This is a genomic window from Pseudomonas sp. SCA2728.1_7, assembly GCF_018138145.1.
Classification (GTDB): Bacteria; Pseudomonadota; Gammaproteobacteria; order Pseudomonadales; family Pseudomonadaceae; genus Aquipseudomonas; species Aquipseudomonas koreensis_A.
Map to the genome: position 1 here is coordinate 3,915,001 of NZ_CP073104.1, position 19,550 is coordinate 3,934,550.

Consider the following 19,550-nt stretch of genomic DNA (forward strand, 5'->3'; position numbering starts at 1 on the left):
AAGGCCGGGCACTTTCGTGCACCGGCCTTTTTGTTTAATCAACTGTTATTGCTTGAGGAACTCCCCTGCCAGGCCAACAACATCACCGTCAAAGTTGGTGCGCGAGCCAACCGCACGAACTTTCGAGTAATTGTGATCCGGCGAGAACAATGTCCAGGACTGATAGCCTGTGCCTTCATTCAACGCCGCGAACGTGATGATCGTAGGCTGCCCGGTGCTGTTCTGGAAATGGTAGTGACCATAAGCGATGTCGTAATTCACGCCATTCTGGCTGAATTTTCCGCTGAAGGTGCCGTTGGAATCGTTGCCATCGGTAATCGTCAGTTTGGCGCCAGCGTTAGCGTTTACATAATTGCCATTAATGCTCGACATAACGAGATTTCCTTTATCGTTGGATAAGTGTCTTCCGATGAGAGCAAGTTTCCTCCTGGAAACTCACGACAGTCAGGATGGTTGGACATTCAATTATTGTCCACGCGAGTTACTAACCAAATTGCAATAAGCACTGTTCAACTCGCTCATAACTTATCGCCGTTCGTTCGAGCATTAATTCCAATTCCACTAACGACTGGCATTGGTTTGCTGCACACCGACAACCGGGGCATTAACCGCCGTCTCGGAGCGTGGCGTACCCGTTGGCACCCAGTCATAACTCACAGGCAGTGCCCGATACACCCAGTTGCTGATCGCGTCGCTGCCTGGCGCCTTGCCGAGATAGGGGCTGACGTATTCCCAGACGTTTTCACCGCTGGCTGTCACTTGGAAAAACCGTCCATTCATACCTTCGTCGATCAGCGTGTTGCCGTTGGGCAAGCGCCGCGCACTGCTGATAAACGAGCTGTAAAACGCCCAGCCCGGCTGCTTCGAATTTGCCGCGCTGTACTGCCAGACGATTTCGTTTTTCACCGGGTCGATTTCCAATACCCGCGAACCGGAAATCAGTCCAAGGGCGACGTTCGGGTAACCCGCCGAACCCTGGTTATCGAACACCAGTACGTTGCCGGCTCCAGGCAATCCGGCCGGAATGATGTGCGCATCATGCTGACCGACAAACTGATCCACCGGACGCGGCAATTTCTGCGCGGTTTTCGGGTTGATCAGCGGCAAATTCGGGCCAAGACGCCAGACCACTTTGCCGCTGTTTTTATCGATGATCGCGATGAAGTTCGCGTTGCGTGAATCGATCAGCAGATTGTCCGGATTGAAGCGCTTGTCACCGGCATCGAACCACTTGTTCGGCCCGACCAGACTGAGGTTGTTGATGTGCAGGTAGTCCGGATTCTCACTGGCACGGACCAGCTTCAACTGCTCGGCGGTGAAGCCGAATTCATTGAGATGCTCCGAGGCCAGCCACTGCCATTTCACCGCGCCGTCGGGGCTGACTTCATAGATCGCATCGTCGATCACCTCGGGCACTTTGAAGCCTTTGACCTTGTGCACCTTGTTCGCCAGCACCACGGTGTTGCCGTTGCTCAAACGGCGCTGATCATGGTGCTGTTGCGCCGCGCCACCGGGCGCCTTGTCGCCCCACTGCCAGACGACTTTGCCGCTCCAGTCCAGCTCGCCGACGCTCTGATTGCCCAGACCATTGCCGGCCGAACCGAGTTTTCCGGGATCCTTGTCACTCAGTTGCAGCAACACATGCCCGCGCTCGCCGCCGACCAGTTTTGGATCGATGATCGCTGACGGGAAACCTGCCTGTGGCCAGGTTTTCACCTCGTTGCCGTTCATGTCGATCAAGTGCGTCTGTTTGTCGGCGCCGCTGAAAATCACGTACTGGTTGAACGCCTTGTTCGGGTCGTAACGGGTGACACCCGTCGGGTAAACACTCGGTGCGGCGAAGGCGCCGGCACTGAGCACTGCGCCGGACAGCAACACCGGCAAAGCGGTTTTGATACGCAACATGATGCAGCTCCTTGAGTGACGAATCAGAAGTCGTAGCGACCGGTGACGCCCAACGTGCGCGGCGTGCCGAGCAAGCCTTCATAGCCGCCATTGCCGCCCGTCCACAGGGTTGTGTAATAGGTTTTGTCGAAAGCGTTTTTCAGCCACAGCGACACGTCCCACTGGCCCTGATTGAAGTCGCCACGCAGGCCGGTGGAGAAGTTGACCACGGCGTAACTCGGGATCTGGCCGTAGTCGGAATCCTCGACCGTACCGACGGCTTTGGAGCGGAACGCATAGCTGGCGGTGACGTAAGGTTCGAAGCCGTTATCCAGATTCCATTTGTATTCGCCGTTGGCGTTGCCGATCCATTTCGAGGCGCCGACCACTTGATGGCCGCTAAGGTCGCAAGACGCTGGAGCACCCGGCGCCTGACTGACTTCCGGCGGGCACGGGGCATCTTTGTACGAGAGGTAACTGACGTCGTTGTAGGAGCCGTTGATGTTCAGAGTCAGGCCGCGCAACGGGATCACCGTACTTTCGAACTCGACGCCGCGCGAACGCACGGAGCCGGCGTTGGTCAGGTATTGCACGCGGTTTTCCGCGTCGTAGGCGTTGGTCTGGTAGGCGTTGACCTGGGTCCAGAAGACGTTGGCGTTGAGTTGCAGACGGTGATCCCACAGCGTGCTCTTGAAGCCGAGTTCGGCGTTGTTCGCGCGTTCAGTGCCGATCAGTAGCGAATCGGCGCCGGCCACCGGCGCAGAACCGACGGCGAGGTTAACCCCGCCGGATTTCTCGCCGTGGGACAATGTTGCATAACCCAATACATCATCGGTGATGCGATAGCTGAGGTTGAGCAGCCCGGAGGGACTGGAGCTGTACTGATTCAAATCGCCGGAATCGTAAGCGCCGGCACGACCACGTCGTGCGGTGGCCGCCGCGCCTGTTACAGCAGCGCCACCAATCGGCGCATCCCTCGTGACCCAAGCGGATTTTTCTTCATAAGTGCCACGCACCCCGGCGGTGAAATCCAGGCGTTCGCTGAGGTGCCATGTGCCTTGGGCGAACAGCGCAAAACTGTCGGTCTTGATATGGCCGTTGCCAATGCTGGTGACGTTGGCCAGCGCACCGCGCGCGGTGCCATTCCAGATATCGGCTTGCGGGCCGTAATAAGCGAAGGATTTATTGTCCAGATCCGAACCGAAGTAGTAGGCGCCGACGACGTAATCGAAGAACTCGCCCTTGGGCGAGGCCAGGCGAAATTCCTGCGAGTACTGTTTATCTTCCACCGACACCCCGGCGTTGTAGCTCGCCGGCACGTTGAGGCCGTCGTCGTTGCGCGGGGTGAAATTCCAGAAGCGATAGGAGCTGATCGAGGTCAGCGTGAAATCGCTCGGAAGCGTCCAGTTAGCCTCCACCGAGGTGCCACCCTGATGCACGGTGACATGCTGGTCGTTGTCCAGATTGACCTTGCGGTGCGAACCGTTGACCAACGTTGCCCCGGCCGCGTTGGCGCGCGACTGGTACAGGTTGACGCCGTTGATGGTCGGCCCGGTGTTGTAGAGCACACGGGTGCCCGCGCTGGAATCCTCTTCGTTGTAGTCGCCGATCCAGCGCAGGTTGAAATCTTCGTTGGGCTTGAACAGCAGTTGCGCGCGGAAGCCCTCGCGCGAGCCGCCATTCAAATCATGGCCGTCGTATTCGTTTTTGATGTCGCCGTCGCTACGGGTGCGGTAGGCCGAAAAACGCCCGGCCAGTTGATCGTTGAGCGGGCCGGAAATCGTGCCCTTGGTCTGGAAATAACCGTCCTCGCCGACCGAGGTTTCTATGCTGCGTTCAGGGGTGAAGCTTGGCGCGCGGGTGCTGATGTTGATCACCCCAGCGGTGGTGTTTTTGCCGAACAGGGTGCCCTGCGGCCCACGCAAGACTTCGAGCTGTTCGATGTCCATCAAGTCAAACACCGCCATCCCCGGACGGCCCAGATAAACGTTATCGATGTACAAGCCAACGCTGCCTTCCAGGCCATCGCTGGCCGGGTTATTACCGAGGCCGCGGATCGACACGCTGGACTGGCGTGCGTGCATGTAGGCGACGTTGACGCTGGGCACCAATTGCTGCAAATCCTGAATCCGGTAGACCCGCTGCGTCTCCAGATTCTGCCCGCTGACCACGCTCATTGGCGTCGGTACATCCTGCGAACTTTCCTCGCGGCGGCGGGTGGTGACGGTCACGGTTTCCAGTTGCGAACTGTTGGCGGCAGGCTTGCCAGCCGGCACTGGCGCCGGGGTTTCAGAATCGGCGGCGTAGCCGTGAGTCCAGCTCGCGCTCCCTGCCAGCAACAGGGCCAGAGGCAGGCGTTTCAGCCGTCGTGGCGTTAGGGGTGACGCAAGGTTCAACGGACTCATGGCGCGGCTCCTGGTCAAAAAACACACAGACATCTTTAGCGCTGCATATTCTTTTAAGTTATTTATTTATGTGTTTACAGATATTTACTGCATAAGAGATTGCCTTTATAAGGAGTCGACCTAATGCATATCCAATGCATTTCCCGGATATTTTTTATGTGAAAAATGCATATCGACTTGCGCCAACTTCGTCACTTCATCGCCCTGGCTGAACAACGCAGCTTCGTCGCCGGCGCGCAGGCGGTGAACCTGTCGCAGTCAGCGTTCAGCCGCAGCATTCAGGCGCTGGAACACAGCGTCGGCTGTCAGTTGGTTGATCGCGGGCGCAAGGAATTACCGCCGACCAAACAGGGCCAGGTGCTGCTCGAGCACGCGCGGCGACTGGTCAGTGGCGCGCAGCAGATGGCCAACGAGATCAGCCAGTTCAACGGGCTTGAGGCTGGGGAATTGCGCTTCGGTTGTGGGCCAGCGCCGGCGGCGGGTTTGATTCCTCGGGCGATTGGCTGCTTCATCGGGCGCTATCCGAAAGCGCGGGTGCAGTTTCAGGTCGATGACTGGCAGAGTCTGAGCAAGCGGTTACTCAGCGAAGAGTTTGAATTTTTTGTCGCGGACACTCGGCACTTCGAGGCAGATCCGGATTACCTGACCCACCGGTTGCGACCGCGCAAGTGGCATTTCTGCTGCCGTGCCGGCCACCCTTTGGCCGGGTTTGAGCGGGTCACGGCCGAGCAATTGATGAGCTATCCGCTGGCGGTGAGTATTCGTCCGCCGAACCTGCGCAAGGTCATTGTCGACCTCAGTGGGCGGCCGGATTTCACGCCGAATGTGGAGTGTGAAAACAGCTCCAGTTTGCTCAGTGTGGTGCTGCGTTCAGATGCGATCGGGATTGTCGGGGCATATTCCGATGCACTGCATCAAGCGAAGGGTGAGTTGGTGTGTTTGCGCATTGAAGGGTTGGCGGATGATCTTGAGGAGTTGTACACGCGTTATGGGATTGTCAGCCGCGCGGGGTATCGGTTGTCGCCGTTGGCGGAGGCGATGATTGAGCAGATCAAGGCGATTGATGCGGTGGATGAGGAGGTGTGTTCGCTGGATAGACTTGCCGTCTGATCGACCGCTATCGCGAGCAGGCTCACTCCTACATTTGAAATGCATTCCCCTGTAGGAGTGAGCCTGCTCGCGATAGCGCCAGTACAGCCACCCATGCATTTCCTGCATAAAACCCATTCCCCAAATGCACTTGCCGAACACCCCCGCCGAAAGCGAAAACCCTCGCCTGTCCTTCTGACCGGTGAACCCCATGCCCACCCCGCCAAACCCCGTGCGCAACGTGCTGTACATCATGTGCGATCAACTGCGCCGCGATTACCTGTCCTGCTACGGCCATCCGCATCTGCATACACCCAACATCGATCGACTCGCTGCCGCCGGCGTACGTTTCAGCCACGCCTACACCCAAGGCACGATCTGCGGCCCGTCGCGGATGTCGGCTTACACCGGACGCTATGTCAGCAGCCATCAAGTCGCGTGGAACGCCGTGCCGTTGCCGCTGGAAGAACTGACCATCGGCGACTATCTGCGCCCGCACGGCATTCGTACCGCGCTGGTCGGCAAGACCCACGCCACGGCGAATGTCGATGCCTTGCAACGCCTGGCGATCAATCCCGAAAGCGAACAGGCCGAAATCCTCAACGAAGTCGGCTTCGAACCGTACATGCGCCATGACGGCATCTATCCCGACGACCCGCTGTTCGATGACAAACGCGAATCCGCGCCCTATACCCATTACCTGCGTGAACACGGCTTCGACGGCAAAAACCCCTGGCACGACTGGGCCAACGCCGCCGAAGGCGCCAATGGTGAAATCCTCAGCGGCTGGCAAATGCGTCATGCGAATTTGCCAGCACGAATTCCCGAGCAGCACTCAGAGACTGTCTACACTACAAATCGAGCCATCGACTTCATCACCGAGCAAGGCGAGAAATCGTGGTGTTTACACCTTTCCTATATCAAACCGCACTGGCCCTACATCGTACCAGCGCCGTACCACGCCTTGTACAGTACGAAATCGATTCTTGAAGCGGTCCGCGCGACGCCCTCCGAAGCCAGCAAACACCCCGTATACACTGCCTTTCGCCAGCATGAGGAAAGCCTCAACTTTTCCCGCGATTCAGTACGATTGACTGTAATCCCTACGTACATGGGTCTGATCAAGCAGGTGGATGATCAACTCGGACGGCTGTTCGATTTTCTGCAGAGCAACGGTCGCTGGGATGACACGTTGATCGTGTTCACCAGCGATCACGGCGACTTCCTCGGTGACCACTGGTTAGGCGAGAAGGAGTTTTTGCTGGAGCAGGCGGTGGGCGTGCCGTTGATCGTGCGCGATCCTCGGGCGGCGGCGGATGTCACGCGCGGAACGGTGGATGATCGACTGGCGGAAACCATTGATGCGTTGCCGACGTTTCTTCAGGCATTGGGATTGCCGGGGGCGGAGCATCGGCTTGAAGGGCGTTCGTTGATCCCGCTTCTGCACGGTGAACATCCGGACTGGCGCCGCTATGCGATCAGCGAATACGACTACGCCTTCCAAGCGCCGGCGCGTGAGCGTCTGGGCCAGCCGATTGATCGTTGCCGCATGACCATGGTGCGTAGCGAGCGCTGGAAATACCTGGCGTACGACGGCTTTCGGCCGCAGTTGTTTGACCTGTTGAATGATCCGCAGGAGTTGCGGGATTTGGGCGAGGATCCGGCGTATGCGGCGGTGCGCGAGGAGCATTCGGGGTATTTGTTTGAGTGGGTGCGCGGGTTGAAGCGACGGACGACGATCAGTCATCAGGAGATTGATTTGCGTGGGCAACGGTTTCGTTATGGAGAGCCGGAGTCCGAGAAGGTTGTTCAGATTGGTGTTTGGTAGCTTTAAGAGCCCCTCACCCTAACCCTCTCCCAGAGGGAGAGGGGACTGACCGAGTTGTTTTTTAGCTATACGCCGACCTGATTCTGCTTTGCCGAATCCAACATCGAACGGATTGTTCAGGTCGATGCATCCCGAAAGACAACTCGGTCGGCTCCCTCTCCCTCTGGGAAAGGGCTGGGGTGAGGGGCTGTTGATCTTCAGTCACGACCCTTGATGGTCTGACTACGCTGCCCATTCGCGCCCACCGGCACTTCCCCCTTCAACGTCACCCGACGCACCACCCGATCCTGAGTGCCGTAATCATCAATCGCATAATGCTGCGTCGAACGGTTATCCCAGATCGCCACATCACCGGCCTTCCAGCGCCAGCGCACGGTGTTTTCCTGGCGGATCACATGACTCTGCAACAGCCCGAACAGGTGCGCCGAATCCGCCTGCGAATAACCCTTGATACGTTTGACGAAATGCCCCAGCAGCAAGCTCTTTTCGCCACTGATCGGATGCACGCGGACCACCGGGTGCTCAGTCTCGTAAACGGTGGAGGTGAAGACCTTGCGATAGCGCTCAAGCTTCTCTGCCGAGACGTCCGGCTTCGCGCTGGCGTAGTCGTATTCGTTGCTGTGCACGGCAACCAGTTTGTCGGCCAGTTCACGCAGTTCGGTTGGCAAGCCGTTGTACGCCGTCGCGGTGTTCGCCCACAGGGTGTCGCCGCCGAAGGCCGGGGCCACCACCGAGCGCAGGATCGAAGCTTTCGGGTAGGCGTCGACGAAGGTCACGTCGGTGTGCCAGGAGTTGGCGCGCTGGCCTTCAGCGCCGTCCAGTTCGAGCAGATAACGCGTGCCTTCACGCGACGGCACGGTCGGGTGCGCCACCGGTTCGCCGAGCAGATGGGCGAAGGCTTCCTGACGCTGATCATCAAGCTGAGTCTGCTCACGGAAGAACACAACTTTGTACTGAACCAGCGCCTGCTGAATCGCTTCGACCGTGGCGGCGTCCAGCTCACCGGACAAATGCACGCCACGAATCTCGGCGCCGATACGACCGGCCACCGGATGAATTTCCAGCGCGTGGACAGCGGGTTTTACTGCGAGTGCGGCATTGCTCATGGGTAGGCCCTCATCGACTGCTTACGGTTGGACGGCAGCGAAACAACGCTCTATCTATATTCCATTTACATCTAATAGATATTCACATGCTTCGTTGACGGAATAAGAGCTTGCATTTAAAACCTCTAACAACCCTCGTCGCAAATGCCTTCGAGCTATTTTTAGGATGCCGGAAAAGCATATGGATCTTCGCCAGTTGCGTTACTTCATCGCCCTCAACGAACACCGCAGTTTTGTCCGCGCGGCGGACGCGATGGGCATTACTCAACCGGCGTTCAGCCGCAGCATTCAGGGGCTTGAGCAGGAGTTCGGCTGCGTGCTGGTGGATCGCGGCAACAAGGATTTGCGCCCCACGCCTGAGGGCCAGGTGGTGCTGCAACACGCCCTGAGCCTGGTGCAAGGCGCCGCGCTGCTCAGTGCCGAAGTGACGCAGATGACCAAGCTCGATGCCGGTGAAGTGCACTTCGGTTGCGGCCCGGCGCCGGCGGTAAAACTGGTGCCGGATGCGGTGGCGCAATTCATCAATGCGCACCCGAAAGTGCGCACCTGTTTTCAGGTGGATAACTGGGAAAAACTCAGCCGCGCGTTGAGCCGTGAAGAGATCGAATTCTTCATTGCCGACATCCGCCATTTCGAGTCCGATCCGAACTTCCAGACCCAGGCCCTGACGCCCAAGCGCGGGGTATTTTTCTGCCGGCCGGGGCATCCGTTATTGGCCAAGGAAAGCCTGTCGACCAACGACATGTTCGACTACCCGTTGGCGACGACGCTGATCCCGCCGGGGATTCGCAAATTATTGGCGAACCTCAGTGGGCGCATCGATTTTTCCCCGACCATCGAGACCGAGCACTTTCCGGCACTGGTGAAAGTGGTGCTGCAATCGAATGCGATTGGCGTCGGTACGGAAGAGGCGTTTGTCGAGGACATTGCCAAGGGTTCGCTGGTGTTGCTGCACTGGCGCAATTTGCCGCAGAACCTGGAGAGCATGAATGCGCGCTGCGGGATTGTCAGTCGCACCGGGTTTCGCCTGTCGCCGGCGGCGCGGGCGCTGATTGAGACATTGGTGGCGGTGGATCGGCAGGAAGTCAGTGTCGCTGTTTAGTACGCTATCGCGAGCAGGCTCACTCCTACAGGGGAACGCATTCCAAATGTAGGAGTGAGCCTGCTCGCGATGGCACCGGGTCAAACGCTAGAGATTCAGAGTTTGGCCGCTGCCAGTTCAGGCGCCACCCAATCATTGACCTTGAACGGTTTGCGAATCAGCTTCTGCTGCGCCGCCAGATCCACTTTGTCCTGCAAGCTGCCAAGGAACACCGGATCCAGCGTCGACGGGAACACTTCGCTCAATTTCTGATCCTTCAGATCCTCGGTGAGGATCACCGGCGGATAACTCGCCAGCCCCGAGACCAATTGCACGTAGGCAGCCTTGTTGCTGTCCTGGGTCAGCCACTCCACCGCCTGCTGCTGCGCCTTGAGCAATTTCGCCACCGCCTCCGGGTGCGCATCGACAAACTTGCCGGTGCCGACCAGAACCGACTGCACACTGCCCGCACCACCGAGATCCTTGGTGTTCAGCGGCAACTCGGCCAAGCCTTTGATCTGTAGCGCCGCCAATCCGGAACTGCCCCACGATGCATCGATCTGCTTCGCTGCCAGCGCAGCGGTTGCGCCGGTGAAGTCGAGGTTGATGACTTTCAGATCCTTCTCGCTCAAGCCCTGACTGGCCAGCGCCGCGTCAAACGAGAGCTGTGTCGCGGTACCGCGGAAAATCGCCACACGCTTGCCTTTGAGATCCTGGAGAGTCTTGATCCCCGAACCCGGCACCACGCCCAGATACTGCTTCACGCCACGGGCACTGGCGCTGAGCAAGCGGGTATCGAGGCCATTGGACTTGCCGATGATTGCCGCCAGATCGCCCAGATACGCCAAATCAACCTGACCATTGGCAAATGCCTCGTTGATCACCGGCCCGGCACCTTTGAAGAAACTCCACTGAATCTTGATGCCCTGATCGGCGAAGGCTTTTTCGAAGATCTGCTGATCACGCAACACGTCGACCACACCGCCGCCGCTGTGCTGGGTGCCGGCGCTCAGGTCGGGCACGGCGATTCTGATTTCCTTGAGTTCATCAGCGTGAGCGGTGAACGCCAGCAGGCCCGCCAGTGCAGGAACGGCAAACAGACTGAAAACACGTTTGAAGGGGAGGTTCATGGGTGCAGCTCCTTGATCACGACGGGCGTTGAGGAGCCGAAAGTAGGCCGAATGAATACCTTCGCTTAAATACTATAAATGCACATTTTTATAGCTTTTAACGCTAAGCAAGCATTAACGGGGCTTGCAGCGGCGTATGCATTAACAGCATCGAAAATATTCTTCGAATGCATTGGATGCGTGTGGTCTGGAAGCCTTAAATGGCGCTGCTTATCTCTAAAAACAACTTATTACAGATTACTTATAACCATTAGCTCTTAGTTAATATCGCAAGAGATCGCAGCCTTCGGCAGCTCCTACAGGGGTCAATTCAAGGACGCATTCCCCCCGTAGGAGCTGCCGAAGGCTGCGATCTTTTGATCTTGAGCCAACCCGACAACGGAGGTCACCCATGGCCCGCCAATCCTTGCTCAGTCTCCCACTCCCCGCGCCGCCGCTGAAAAGCCGCCGCACCTGGCCCAGCCTGAACCAACGCCTGTTGCCGTGGCTGCTGCCGCTGAGTCTGTTCGCGCTGTGGTGGCTGGCCGCGCGTAATGAGTGGATGAGCGAACAGATCCTGCCCGCGCCGTCACTGGTGTGGAACAGCGCTGTCGAGTTGTCGCAAGGCGAATTGTGGAGCCATTTGTGGATCAGCCTGCAACGCTTGTTCTGGGGTTTGCTCGCAGGGATTTCGGCGGGCGCGGTACTGGGTGCTGCGCTGGGTTTTAGCCGACGTCTCGAACGCCTGATCTTCCCGACCTTCGCCGGACTTTCGCAAATACCGACGCTGGCCTGGATTCCGTTGTTCATGGTGTTTTTCGGCATCGGCGAGGTGTTGAAACTGGTGGTGCTGATCAAAGCGGTAGTGGTGCCGGTGACCCTGCATACGCTGGTCGGCGTACGCGACGCCCAACCGAAGTTGCGTGAAGCCGCCGCGGTTCTGCGTCTGCCGCCGCACTTGCTAGTGCGCCGCCTGGTCTTGCCCGCCGCCCTCCCCGCGTTCATGGCTGGCGTGCGTCTGGCACTGGCCGCCGGATGGACTTCGTTGCTGGCGGTCGAACTGTTGGCCTCCAGTGAAGGCATCGGTTACCTGATGGTCTGGGCGCGGCAGTTGTTCATGCTCGACATCGTGTTCGTCTGCATCGTGGTGATCGGTTTGATTGGTGTGGCGATGGATCGCGGCATCGGCCTGCTGGACAAGAAACTGGTGCACTGGCCGCATCCGGCCACCGCCGAAATTCGTCGCGGCCCGCGCTATGCAGGCTGGCAGCGTCTGCAACCGTGGCTGCTGCCGCTGGGCTTGTTGGCGCTGTGGCAATTGGCAAACGAACTGCAGTGGGTCGATGCCAACATTCTGGTCAGCCCGTTGGCCGTTTTGAGCACGGCATGGGACGGTCTGCTTGATGGCACGTTGATCAGCGGCATGGCGCTCAGCCTCAGTCGCACCCTCGGCGGTTTGCTGTTGGGCGGCGGACTCGGTTTCGCCCTCGGCTTGCTGCTGGGCTTGTCGCGCACCAGCGAACGCCTGCTCGGTCCGACCCTCGCCGCCCTCCGCCAGATCGCCATTTTCGCCTGGGTGCCGCTGCTTACCGCATGGTTCGGTCTCGGCGAATTGGCCAAGTGGGTGTTCGTCGCCCTCGCCGCGTTCTTTCCGCTGTTTATCGCCACGCAACGCAGCGTCGCCAACCTCTCGCCACAACTCAACGAAGCCGCTCAAGTCCTGCGCCTCAGCCTCGGCCAACGCCTGCGTCGACTGGTGTTGCCGGGCGCTGCGCCGGGGATTTTTGCAGGGCTCAGGCTGAGCCTGATCTACGCCTGGCTCGGCACCATCGGTGCTGAATATTTCATGCCGTCCAACGGCGGCATCGGCAGCCAGATGATCGGCGCACAACAGTTGTTGCGCATGGATCTGATCATGGCCGGCATGCTTTTCGTCGGTCTCACCGGCGCCCTGCTCAACCTCATTGGCCAACGCCTGGAAATTCGCGCGACCCGCTGGAGACACGCATGAACGCACCGATTGTCAGCTTCACCCACGTAGGCAAATCCTTCGATGTCGACGGTTTCGAACTGGAGGCGATTCGCGAATTCAATCTGGACATCGCCGAGGGCGAATTCGTCGCCATTGTCGGTTCCAGCGGTTGCGGCAAATCTACCTTGCTGCGTTTGCTGGTGGGTCTTGATACGCAGTTTCGCGGGCAGATCACCGTGGATGGCAAAGCCGTCAGCGGCATTGGCGGCGAGCGCGGCATCGTCTTTCAGGAACACCGTTTATTCCCGTGGCTGACCGTCGCCGACAACATCGGTCTGGGTCTGGTCAACGAGCCGCTGAGCACTGCGCAAAAGCAGCAGCGGATCAACGACTTCATCGATCTGGTGGGCCTGCGCGACTTCACCCGCGCTTATCCGCACCAACTCTCCGGTGGCATGGCGCAGCGTGTGGCTATTGCTCGCGGCCTGGTTGCCAGTCCAAGAATTCTGCTGCTCGACGAACCGTTCGGCGCGCTTGATGCGCTGACCCGCCAGCAAATGCAGGACGAACTGCTGGCGATTCGCGACCGCGCAAAAATCACCACGATCCTCGTCACCCATGACGTCGAAGAAGCGATCTTCCTCGCCGACCGCGTGGTGGTGATGGAGCCGCGCCCGGGGCGGATCAAGCAAGTGGTCGACATCGCCCTGCCCCATCCGCGCCAGCGCAGCAGTTTCGACTTCCATCAGTTGCGTGAAGAGCTGCTGCACGAACTGACCAGTGACGACCATTACCAACCGAGCGTACCGGTACAGATCCGCGATCTGCCGTTGACGTTCATTGCCTGCTGAACAGGAGTTTTGCGATGCCGCAACGTCCCAATTTTCTGGTGATTCTGGCCGACGATCTTGGCTTCTCCGACATCGGCGCGTTCGGCGGCGAAATCGCCACGCCGCACCTTGATGCCCTGGCCAACAATGGCCTGCGCCTCACCGATTTTCATACCGCACCGACCTGCTCGCCGACCCGCTCGATGTTGCTCACCGGCACCGATCACCACATCGCCGGCATCGGCACCATGGCCGAAACGCTGACGCCGGAACTGATCGGTAAACCGGGTTATGAGGGCTACCTCAACGACCGCGTGGTGGCGCTGCCGGAGTTGCTGCGCGAGGCCGGTTATCAAACCTTGATGAGCGGCAAATGGCACCTCGGTTTGAAGGCTGAACTGGCGCCCCATGCGCGGGGTTTCGAGCGCTCGTTTTCGCTGCTGCCAGGCGCGGCCAATCACTATGGTTTCGAGCCGACCTACGATGAGCAAACGCCCGGTCTGCTGAAATCCACTCCGGCGCTGTACATCGAGGACGATACTTTCCTTGATGAGTTGCCGAAGGACTTTTATTCCTCCGATGCCTTCGGCGACAAGTTGCTGCAGTACCTCAAGGAACGTGACCAGACCCGGCCGTTCTTCGCCTATTTGCCGTTCTCCGCGCCGCACTGGCCGTTGCAGGCGCCTGCCGAGATCGTTGAGAAATACCTTGGGCGCTATGACGCCGGCCCTGAAGTGCTGCGCTTGGAGCGACTGGAAAAACTCAAAGCCCTCGGCCTGATTGAGCCAGACGTCGAGCCGCATCCTTTGATTCAGTTGACCCAGCAGTGGGACGCATTGAGCGAGGAACAAAAACAGATTTCCGCGCGGGCGATGGAGGTCTACGCGGCGATGGTCGAGCGCATGGACTGGAACATTGGCAGGGTTGTCGATTATCTGCGCCAGCAGGGGCAGCTCGACAACACGTTCATCCTGTTCATGTCTGACAACGGTGCCGAAGGTGCGCTGCTTGAAGCGTTCCCCAAATTCGGCCCGGAACTGGTGACGTACCTCAGCCAGCATTACGACAACAGCCTCGACAACATTGGCCGGGCCAATTCTTACGTCTGGTACGGGCCGAACTGGGCGCAAGTGGCTACCGCACCGTCGCGGCTGTTCAAGGCTTTTACCACCGAGGGCGGGATTCGCGTGCCGGCGCTGTTGCACTATCCGCAATTGGCGATCAAAGGACAGATCAGCCATGGCTTCGGCACGGTGATGGATATCACGCCAACCATTCTCGATCTGGCTGGCGTGCGTCATCCGGGCAAGCTGTGGCACGGTAAACCGGTGGCGCCGTTGCGTGGCAAATCGTGGTTGGGATTCTTGTCCGGCGAGACTGCGCAGGTGCATGACGAGCACACGGTGACGGGTTGGGAATTGTTTGGCCGAAGGGCGATTCGGCAAGGGTCTTGGAAAGCGGTGTGGATCCCGGGACCGGTCGGGCCGGCGACTTGGCAGCTTTATGATTTGGCCAGCGATCCGGGAGAGATTCATGATCTGGCGGTGAGTCAGCCGCAGAAGCTCAGCGCGTTGATCGGGCATTGGCAGCAGTATGTCGAGGAGACCGGGGTGATTTTGAGTGAGTCGCCGTTTCAGCCGGATTGATACAGGATCAAGAGCCCCTCACCCTAACCCTCTCCCGGAGGGAGAGGGGACTGACCGAGGTGTCTTTCGTCAAACATCGACCTGAAAAATCGGGTCGATTATGGATTCAATGAGGAACATTCAGGTCGGCGTACTTCCCCAATATCCCCCAATCGGTCCCCTCTCCCTCCGGGAGAGGGCTAGGGTGAGGGCGCCTTCTGTCAGGCCTCCACCGCCTCCCCTGCCACCACAACCTCATCCCGACGAACAAACCGGTTCGCCCGCCCAAACGTCCCAAAATCATTAAACCGCACCCCCATCTCACGCATCACCTTATGCGCCACCGGCACCGTCATCTGACGAATATAAAACGGCTCCTTCACGACAAAGTGATGGATCCCGTGGCTGCTGCCAAAATTGAAGCAGAACGCCTGCAACGGCCACAACCACCAAGGGTTGAGCACCTGGCACTGCTGCAGCACATTGCCCAGCTCGACGTCGCCGTAGTAATGCATGTTCGAGCTGATGAAGTGCAGGCAAAACGTGCGCAACACGTTCGGGCCGATAATCACCACAGCGGCGATATCGATCACCTGCATCACCGAGAATGTGGTCGCTGACCATTCGATCGGCGCGCCCAGCAGATAGGCGATGCCATTGGCTGCATGAAAACCGAGAAACACATACCACGCGCCCCAATGCACCAGCGCAAGCGGTGCATAGACTTTGAAAACCCGTTTCAGAATGCTCCACTTGTGCGCCCAGGTCGGCGCCCGCAGCAAGCGGATGAAGGCCGACATCATGTTGTCGCCGACCATCAACAACCGCGCAAACCCCCACGGCTCACCGTTGGTGATCGCGCGTTCTTCCATGTCGGTTTCAGTGCCGGAGACCTTGTGGTGATTGAGGTGCAGATGCCGACGAATCCATGGATTGATCGTGCTCGGCCGCGCCAGCCACACCAGGCCCATCATCAAATTGTGCGGCACACGCTGCTTGCGAAAATACATGCTGTGGATCAGGTCATGTTCCAGCTCATGGGTCAGCGAAGCAAAAAACGCGTTGAGCAACAGGCACACCCACCACGCCATATGGCCGGTGATGTACAGCGCCGCCGAGCCAATCATCCCGATCAGGGCAAAGGCCAGAATCCCCGCGCCCAGCGCATCCTGATGCTTGAGAATCGGGTAGCGCTCGCGCAGTTCGACGCCTTTGGCCAGCACCACTTGGCGAATATGCGCTGATCGCTGGGCCGCATTGTGTCGTTGGGGACTTGCAGAAGTACCGTCCATGCTTCCATCCTCGGGTTTATGATGTTCGCATCGTGCCTCGCCAAGGCTTCAATTGCGGTAGCCGAGAACGCCAACCTGTTGACCGGAAGCGCCAATCAGCATGAAGGAACCGACCTCCCTCGCCAGCTGGACCCGTGCCTTGCGCAAACAACTCGATGCGTTGGGACTGGACAGCATTGCCCTGTGCCAGCAGGCCGGGCTCGACCCGAATTTGATGGACGACCCCAACGCGCGCTATCCACTGTCCGGCACCACGCGCCTGTGGGAAATTGCCGTGCAGGTCAGTGGCGACCCGGCGATTGGTCTGCGCGTGTCTCGCTTTGTCAGCCCGACCACGTTCCATGCGCTCGGTTATGCGCTGGTCGCCAGTGGCAGCCTGCGTGAGGTGTTCGAACGTATCGTGCGCTATCACCCGGTGGTCAGCGATGCGCTGGAACTGGAGCTGAGTCGTGGCGACGACCGCTATCAATTTCGTCTGAAAATTCCGTCAGGCAATCCGGCGCCAGCCTTCGAAGCCATTGATGCGTTTACCGCGATCTACGTGCGCACCTGCCGCAATCGCCTCGGCCGCGACTACGCACCGCTGGCCGTGTACCTGCGCCGCCCGGAACCGAGCGATGCGCACCAATGGCACAAGGTCTTCCGCGCTCCGGTGCATTTCGGCTGTGCCGAAGATCGCCTGGAATTCGCCCTCGCCGACTTCGACAGCCACCTCGACGACGCCAACCCGGAACTCGCTGAACACAATGAAGCAGTGCTCAAACGCACCATGGCCCAGCTCCAGCCGCTGACTTGGGAGCGCAAGGTTCGCGATGCGATTGAAGAACAACTGCCGGAAGGTGAGCCGAGTGCTGAACGCATTGCCCAGGCGTTGCATTTGAGTTTGCGCAGTTTGCAAAGGCACTTGGCGGATGAGGGTTGTCGATTTGATACGTTGCTGAATGAGAGCCGCGAAAATCTGGCGCTGCTGCACCTGCGCGATCCGCAGTGTTCGTTGAGTGAGGTGAGTTATTTGCTGGGCTTTGCTGATACCAGCAGTTTCAGCCGCGCGTTCAAGCGCTGGACCGGGATGACGCCGGGGCAGTTTCGTGATGGGTTGCGCTGATCCAGAATCAGTTTGCCTGATCTGGCGCCATCGCGAGCAGGCTCACTCCTACAGGGGGAACGCATTCCAAATGTGGGAGCGAGCCTGCTCGCGAAGGGGCCCTTTAATTCAACGCAAAACCCAGCTCAAAAACGGTGCCGTCAGCATCACTGTTCACCCACACCTGCCCACCATGCAACTGCATGATCGACTGTACGATCGCCAATCCCAACCCACCCGAATCCCCCGGCTCCGCGCGCGAAGGATCAACGCGGTAGAAACGGTCGAACAGTTTGCCCAGATGCTCCGAGGCAATGGCCGGGCCATGGTTGTGCACTTGTAACCGGCACCAACCCGACTCGTCGCGGCGGCGCAAGCTGATCACGGTTCCGGAGTCAGCGTGGCGCACGGCATTCGCCAATAAATTCCCGAGCGCCCGTTGCAGCAATTGCTGATCGGCAAGCAATTCACCCTGCAGTTGGTTGTCCAGCCGCAGATCTCGGTCATCGGCCAAGGCTTCAAAGTAATCACACAGTTCGCCGCCAACGCTGTGCAGATCCAGCAATTGCAGATTGAGCGCACGTTCTGCCTGCTCCGCACGAGCGAGGAACATCAGGTTCTCCGCCATGCGTTTGAGTCGCTCGAACTCTTCCATGTTCGACGCCAGTACTTCCTGATACTCCTCGGTGCTGCGCGGATGATTCAGCGCCTGCCCGTTGCTCGCCAACAAGGTGTGCAGCGGCGTGCGAATTTCATGGGCGAGGTCAGCGGAGAACTGCGACAGGCGCTGCACGCTGTCGTCCAGTCGTGCCAGCATGCCGTTGAGTGCCTGTACCGGTTCAAGCAGTTCTGCCGGCGTGCCGTTGGCGGGCAGGCGTTGATCGAGGCTACGCAGATCGATGCCGCGTACCGCTTCGCTCAACTGACGTAGCGGTTGCAGGCCCCGTCGTAGCAGCAGTAAACCCAAAGCAAAAGCGAGCAAAGCGCCGAGTCCAACCGACAGATATAAGCGCAAGCGATAGCTACCGAGCATCTGCTCGCGCTCGCTCAACACCTTGCCGGCGATGACGGTCAGCGGCTCGCCGTTCGGCCCCTGCGCTTCGCCGGACAACAGTGCCAGCTCGGCACCGTCCGGCGCTTGCCACGTCAACACGTCGCGGCGCTGCGGGGTTTGCTCGCGGGGGATCGCGTTCAGCGTCGGCAATTCGCGTTGCCGTGGATTGATGGCGATCACGCTGGAACCGTCGGCGCGGCGCACCAGCAACAGGCTGTCGAGATTGCCGAGCATGTTCTGATACAGCCGGGGGCGTGCCTGCAAAGCCCCCAGGCTGTCGCTGTCGGCGAGCAAGGCGCGCACTTGCTCCAGTCGACCGAGCAACGCGAGGTCGTCGCGGTAGGCGATTTCCGAGGCCAGCGAGCGATAGAGAAACACACCAATCGCACTCAACACCAAAGCGCAGACCAATGCGAACGCCAGCGCCAGGCGCCAGGCGATCGACCTAGAGCGCATCTTCAGGGGCTTCCAGCTGATAACCGACGCCGCGCACGGTGTGGATCAGTTTCGGCATGTACGGGTCATCGATTTTCGCGCGCAAACGGCGCACCGCGACTTCGACCATGTTGGTGTCGCTGTCGAAATTCAGGTTCCACACCTGCGAGGCGATCAGCGTGCGCGACAGCACTTCGCCCTGGCGACTGGCGAGCAATTGCAGCAGGGCGAACTCCTTGTTGGTCAGGGCAATGCGCTGGCCACCGCGACTGACGCGGCGGCGCAGTACGTCGATTTCCAGATCGGCGATGGTGTACGACTCGGCTTCGCGCATCGGCCCGCGCCGCAGCAAGGTGCGCACGCGCGCGAGCAGTTCGGCGAAGGCGAAGGGTTTGAGCAAGTAATCGTCGGCGCCCAGTTCGAGCCCGCGCACGCGGTCTTCGATGGCGTCCTTGGCGGTCAGGAACAATACCGGCGTGGCGCCGCGCTGGCGGATCAGTTGCAGCAATTGCCAGCCGTTGAGCCCGGGGAGCATCACGTCGAGGATGATCAGGTCGTATGCCTGCTGCTCGATAAAGTAGCGACCATCGAGGCCATTGAGCGCCACGTCCACGGCGAAACCCGACTCGCCCAGGCCTTTGGCGAGGAAATTCGCGGTTTTGGCTTCATCTTCTACGACCAGCAAACGCATGGCACACCTCGATTATTCAGACACACAGGCTAGGCGCCTTCGGCGGCGTTGCCCATTACAAACTT

At 59.3% G+C, this 19,550-nt stretch carries 15 protein-coding genes; 7 read left to right on the forward strand and 8 right to left on the reverse strand.

The genetic code is table 11. The features are described 5' to 3' along the window. Positions 1-45: 45 nt before the first annotated feature. The 3 genes from KBP52_RS17440 to KBP52_RS17450 all read right to left on the reverse strand — a co-directional run bounded on the left by KBP52_RS17440 (position 46) and on the right by KBP52_RS17450 (position 4,289). Positions 46-372 (reverse strand): hypothetical protein, encoded by a 327-nt coding sequence (locus KBP52_RS17440; protein WP_137218308.1) that lies wholly within the window; start codon positions 370-372, stop codon positions 46-48. A 189-nt stretch (positions 373-561) separates the two neighbouring features. Further along, a complete protein-coding gene (locus tag KBP52_RS17445) occupies positions 562-1,905 on the reverse strand; it encodes an aryl-sulfate sulfotransferase (protein WP_212620629.1) in 1,344 nt (447 codons plus the stop codon). A 23-nt stretch (positions 1,906-1,928) separates the two neighbouring features. Next, complete coding sequence (locus KBP52_RS17450) at positions 1,929-4,289, reverse strand: TonB-dependent receptor (protein ID WP_212620630.1); 2,361 nt, start codon at positions 4,287-4,289, stop codon at positions 1,929-1,931. 165 nt (positions 4,290-4,454) lie between these two features. Between KBP52_RS17450 and KBP52_RS17455 the strand changes: the two genes are divergently transcribed. Then, on the forward strand, positions 4,455-5,399 hold the full coding sequence (locus KBP52_RS17455) for a LysR family transcriptional regulator (RefSeq protein WP_212620631.1): 945 nt from the start codon (positions 4,455-4,457) through the stop codon (positions 5,397-5,399). A gap of 190 nt (positions 5,400-5,589) precedes the next feature. Further along, positions 5,590-7,206, forward strand: a complete 1,617-nt coding sequence (locus tag KBP52_RS17460; RefSeq protein ID WP_212620632.1) for an alkaline phosphatase family protein — start codon at positions 5,590-5,592, stop codon at positions 7,204-7,206. A 197-nt stretch (positions 7,207-7,403) separates the two neighbouring features. Here the strand turns inward: KBP52_RS17460 and KBP52_RS17465 are convergent, their stop codons facing one another. Continuing rightward, positions 7,404-8,312 carry a TauD/TfdA family dioxygenase gene (locus tag KBP52_RS17465; RefSeq protein ID WP_095113908.1) on the reverse strand — a complete coding sequence of 303 codons (909 nt, stop codon included), beginning with the start codon at positions 8,310-8,312 and terminating at the stop codon, positions 7,404-7,406. Positions 8,313-8,493: 181 nt separating this feature from the next. Here KBP52_RS17465 and KBP52_RS17470 point away from each other — a divergent pair, with 181 nt between their 5' ends. Beyond that, positions 8,494-9,414, forward strand: a complete 921-nt coding sequence (locus KBP52_RS17470) for a LysR family transcriptional regulator (RefSeq protein WP_064117472.1) — start codon at positions 8,494-8,496, stop codon at positions 9,412-9,414. A gap of 95 nt (positions 9,415-9,509) precedes the next feature. On the opposite strand, the gene KBP52_RS17475 is transcribed toward KBP52_RS17470, so the two are convergent. Further along, complete coding sequence (locus KBP52_RS17475; protein WP_077570142.1) at positions 9,510-10,523, reverse strand: ABC transporter substrate-binding protein; 1,014 nt, start codon at positions 10,521-10,523, stop codon at positions 9,510-9,512. 391 nt (positions 10,524-10,914) lie between these two features. On the opposite strand from KBP52_RS17475, the gene KBP52_RS17480 reads away from it, so the two are divergent. From KBP52_RS17480 to KBP52_RS17490, 3 genes are read left to right on the forward strand one after another with little or no spacing between them, the layout of a single operon-like run. Next, on the forward strand, positions 10,915-12,513 hold the full coding sequence (locus KBP52_RS17480) for an ABC transporter permease (RefSeq protein ID WP_077570140.1): 1,599 nt from the start codon (positions 10,915-10,917) through the stop codon (positions 12,511-12,513). Beyond that, complete coding sequence (locus KBP52_RS17485) at positions 12,510-13,325, forward strand: ABC transporter ATP-binding protein (protein ID WP_123592903.1); 816 nt, start codon at positions 12,510-12,512, stop codon at positions 13,323-13,325. The genes KBP52_RS17480 and KBP52_RS17485 overlap by 4 nt, the downstream gene beginning before the upstream one ends. A gap of 14 nt (positions 13,326-13,339) precedes the next feature. Beyond that, positions 13,340-14,950, forward strand: coding sequence for an arylsulfatase (locus KBP52_RS17490; protein ID WP_212620633.1), 1,611 nt, complete (start codon positions 13,340-13,342; stop codon positions 14,948-14,950). Positions 14,951-15,150: 200 nt separating this feature from the next. Here KBP52_RS17490 and KBP52_RS17495 read toward each other — a convergent pair whose 3' ends face one another. Then, complete coding sequence (locus tag KBP52_RS17495; RefSeq protein ID WP_212620634.1) at positions 15,151-16,221, reverse strand: fatty acid desaturase; 1,071 nt, start codon at positions 16,219-16,221, stop codon at positions 15,151-15,153. Between the two features lie 100 nt (positions 16,222-16,321). Here KBP52_RS17495 and KBP52_RS17500 point away from each other — a divergent pair, with 100 nt between their 5' ends. Next, positions 16,322-17,326: an AraC family transcriptional regulator gene (locus KBP52_RS17500; protein WP_016987596.1), complete on the forward strand. Its 1,005-nt coding sequence runs from the start codon at positions 16,322-16,324 to the stop codon at positions 17,324-17,326. Between the two features lie 103 nt (positions 17,327-17,429). Here the strand turns inward: KBP52_RS17500 and KBP52_RS17505 are convergent, their stop codons facing one another. Both KBP52_RS17505 and KBP52_RS17510 read right to left on the reverse strand, forming a co-directional pair. Then, a complete protein-coding gene (locus KBP52_RS17505) occupies positions 17,430-18,815 on the reverse strand; it encodes a heavy metal sensor histidine kinase (protein WP_212620635.1) in 1,386 nt (461 codons plus the stop codon). Continuing rightward, a complete protein-coding gene (locus tag KBP52_RS17510; protein WP_212620636.1) occupies positions 18,805-19,485 on the reverse strand; it encodes a heavy metal response regulator transcription factor in 681 nt (226 codons plus the stop codon). The genes KBP52_RS17505 and KBP52_RS17510 overlap by 11 nt, the downstream gene beginning before the upstream one ends. Positions 19,486-19,550: the final 65 nt, after the last annotated feature.

Excerpts from the sequence above, each read along its gene's own strand:
- KBP52_RS17440 (WP_137218308.1), bottom strand. The coding sequence starts at position 372 with ATGTCGAGCATTAATGGCAATTATGTAAACGCTAACGCTGGCGCCAAA.
- KBP52_RS17445 (WP_212620629.1), bottom strand. The coding sequence starts at position 1,905 with ATGTTGCGTATCAAAACCGCTTTGCCGGTGTTGCTGTCCGGCGCAGTG.
- KBP52_RS17450 (WP_212620630.1), bottom strand. The coding sequence starts at position 4,289 with ATGAGTCCGTTGAACCTTGCGTCACCCCTAACGCCACGACGGCTGAAA.
- KBP52_RS17455 (WP_212620631.1), top strand. The coding sequence starts at position 4,455 with ATGCATATCGACTTGCGCCAACTTCGTCACTTCATCGCCCTGGCTGAA.
- KBP52_RS17460 (WP_212620632.1), top strand. The coding sequence starts at position 5,590 with ATGCCCACCCCGCCAAACCCCGTGCGCAACGTGCTGTACATCATGTGC.
- KBP52_RS17465 (WP_095113908.1), bottom strand. The coding sequence starts at position 8,312 with ATGAGCAATGCCGCACTCGCAGTAAAACCCGCTGTCCACGCGCTGGAA.
- KBP52_RS17470 (WP_064117472.1), top strand. The coding sequence starts at position 8,494 with ATGGATCTTCGCCAGTTGCGTTACTTCATCGCCCTCAACGAACACCGC.
- KBP52_RS17475 (WP_077570142.1), bottom strand. The coding sequence starts at position 10,523 with ATGAACCTCCCCTTCAAACGTGTTTTCAGTCTGTTTGCCGTTCCTGCA.
- KBP52_RS17480 (WP_077570140.1), top strand. The coding sequence starts at position 10,915 with ATGGCCCGCCAATCCTTGCTCAGTCTCCCACTCCCCGCGCCGCCGCTG.
- KBP52_RS17485 (WP_123592903.1), top strand. The coding sequence starts at position 12,510 with ATGAACGCACCGATTGTCAGCTTCACCCACGTAGGCAAATCCTTCGAT.
- KBP52_RS17490 (WP_212620633.1), top strand. The coding sequence starts at position 13,340 with ATGCCGCAACGTCCCAATTTTCTGGTGATTCTGGCCGACGATCTTGGC.
- KBP52_RS17495 (WP_212620634.1), bottom strand. The coding sequence starts at position 16,221 with ATGGACGGTACTTCTGCAAGTCCCCAACGACACAATGCGGCCCAGCGA.
- KBP52_RS17500 (WP_016987596.1), top strand. The coding sequence starts at position 16,322 with ATGAAGGAACCGACCTCCCTCGCCAGCTGGACCCGTGCCTTGCGCAAA.
- KBP52_RS17505 (WP_212620635.1), bottom strand. The coding sequence starts at position 18,815 with ATGCGCTCTAGGTCGATCGCCTGGCGCCTGGCGCTGGCGTTCGCATTG.
- KBP52_RS17510 (WP_212620636.1), bottom strand. The coding sequence starts at position 19,485 with ATGCGTTTGCTGGTCGTAGAAGATGAAGCCAAAACCGCGAATTTCCTC.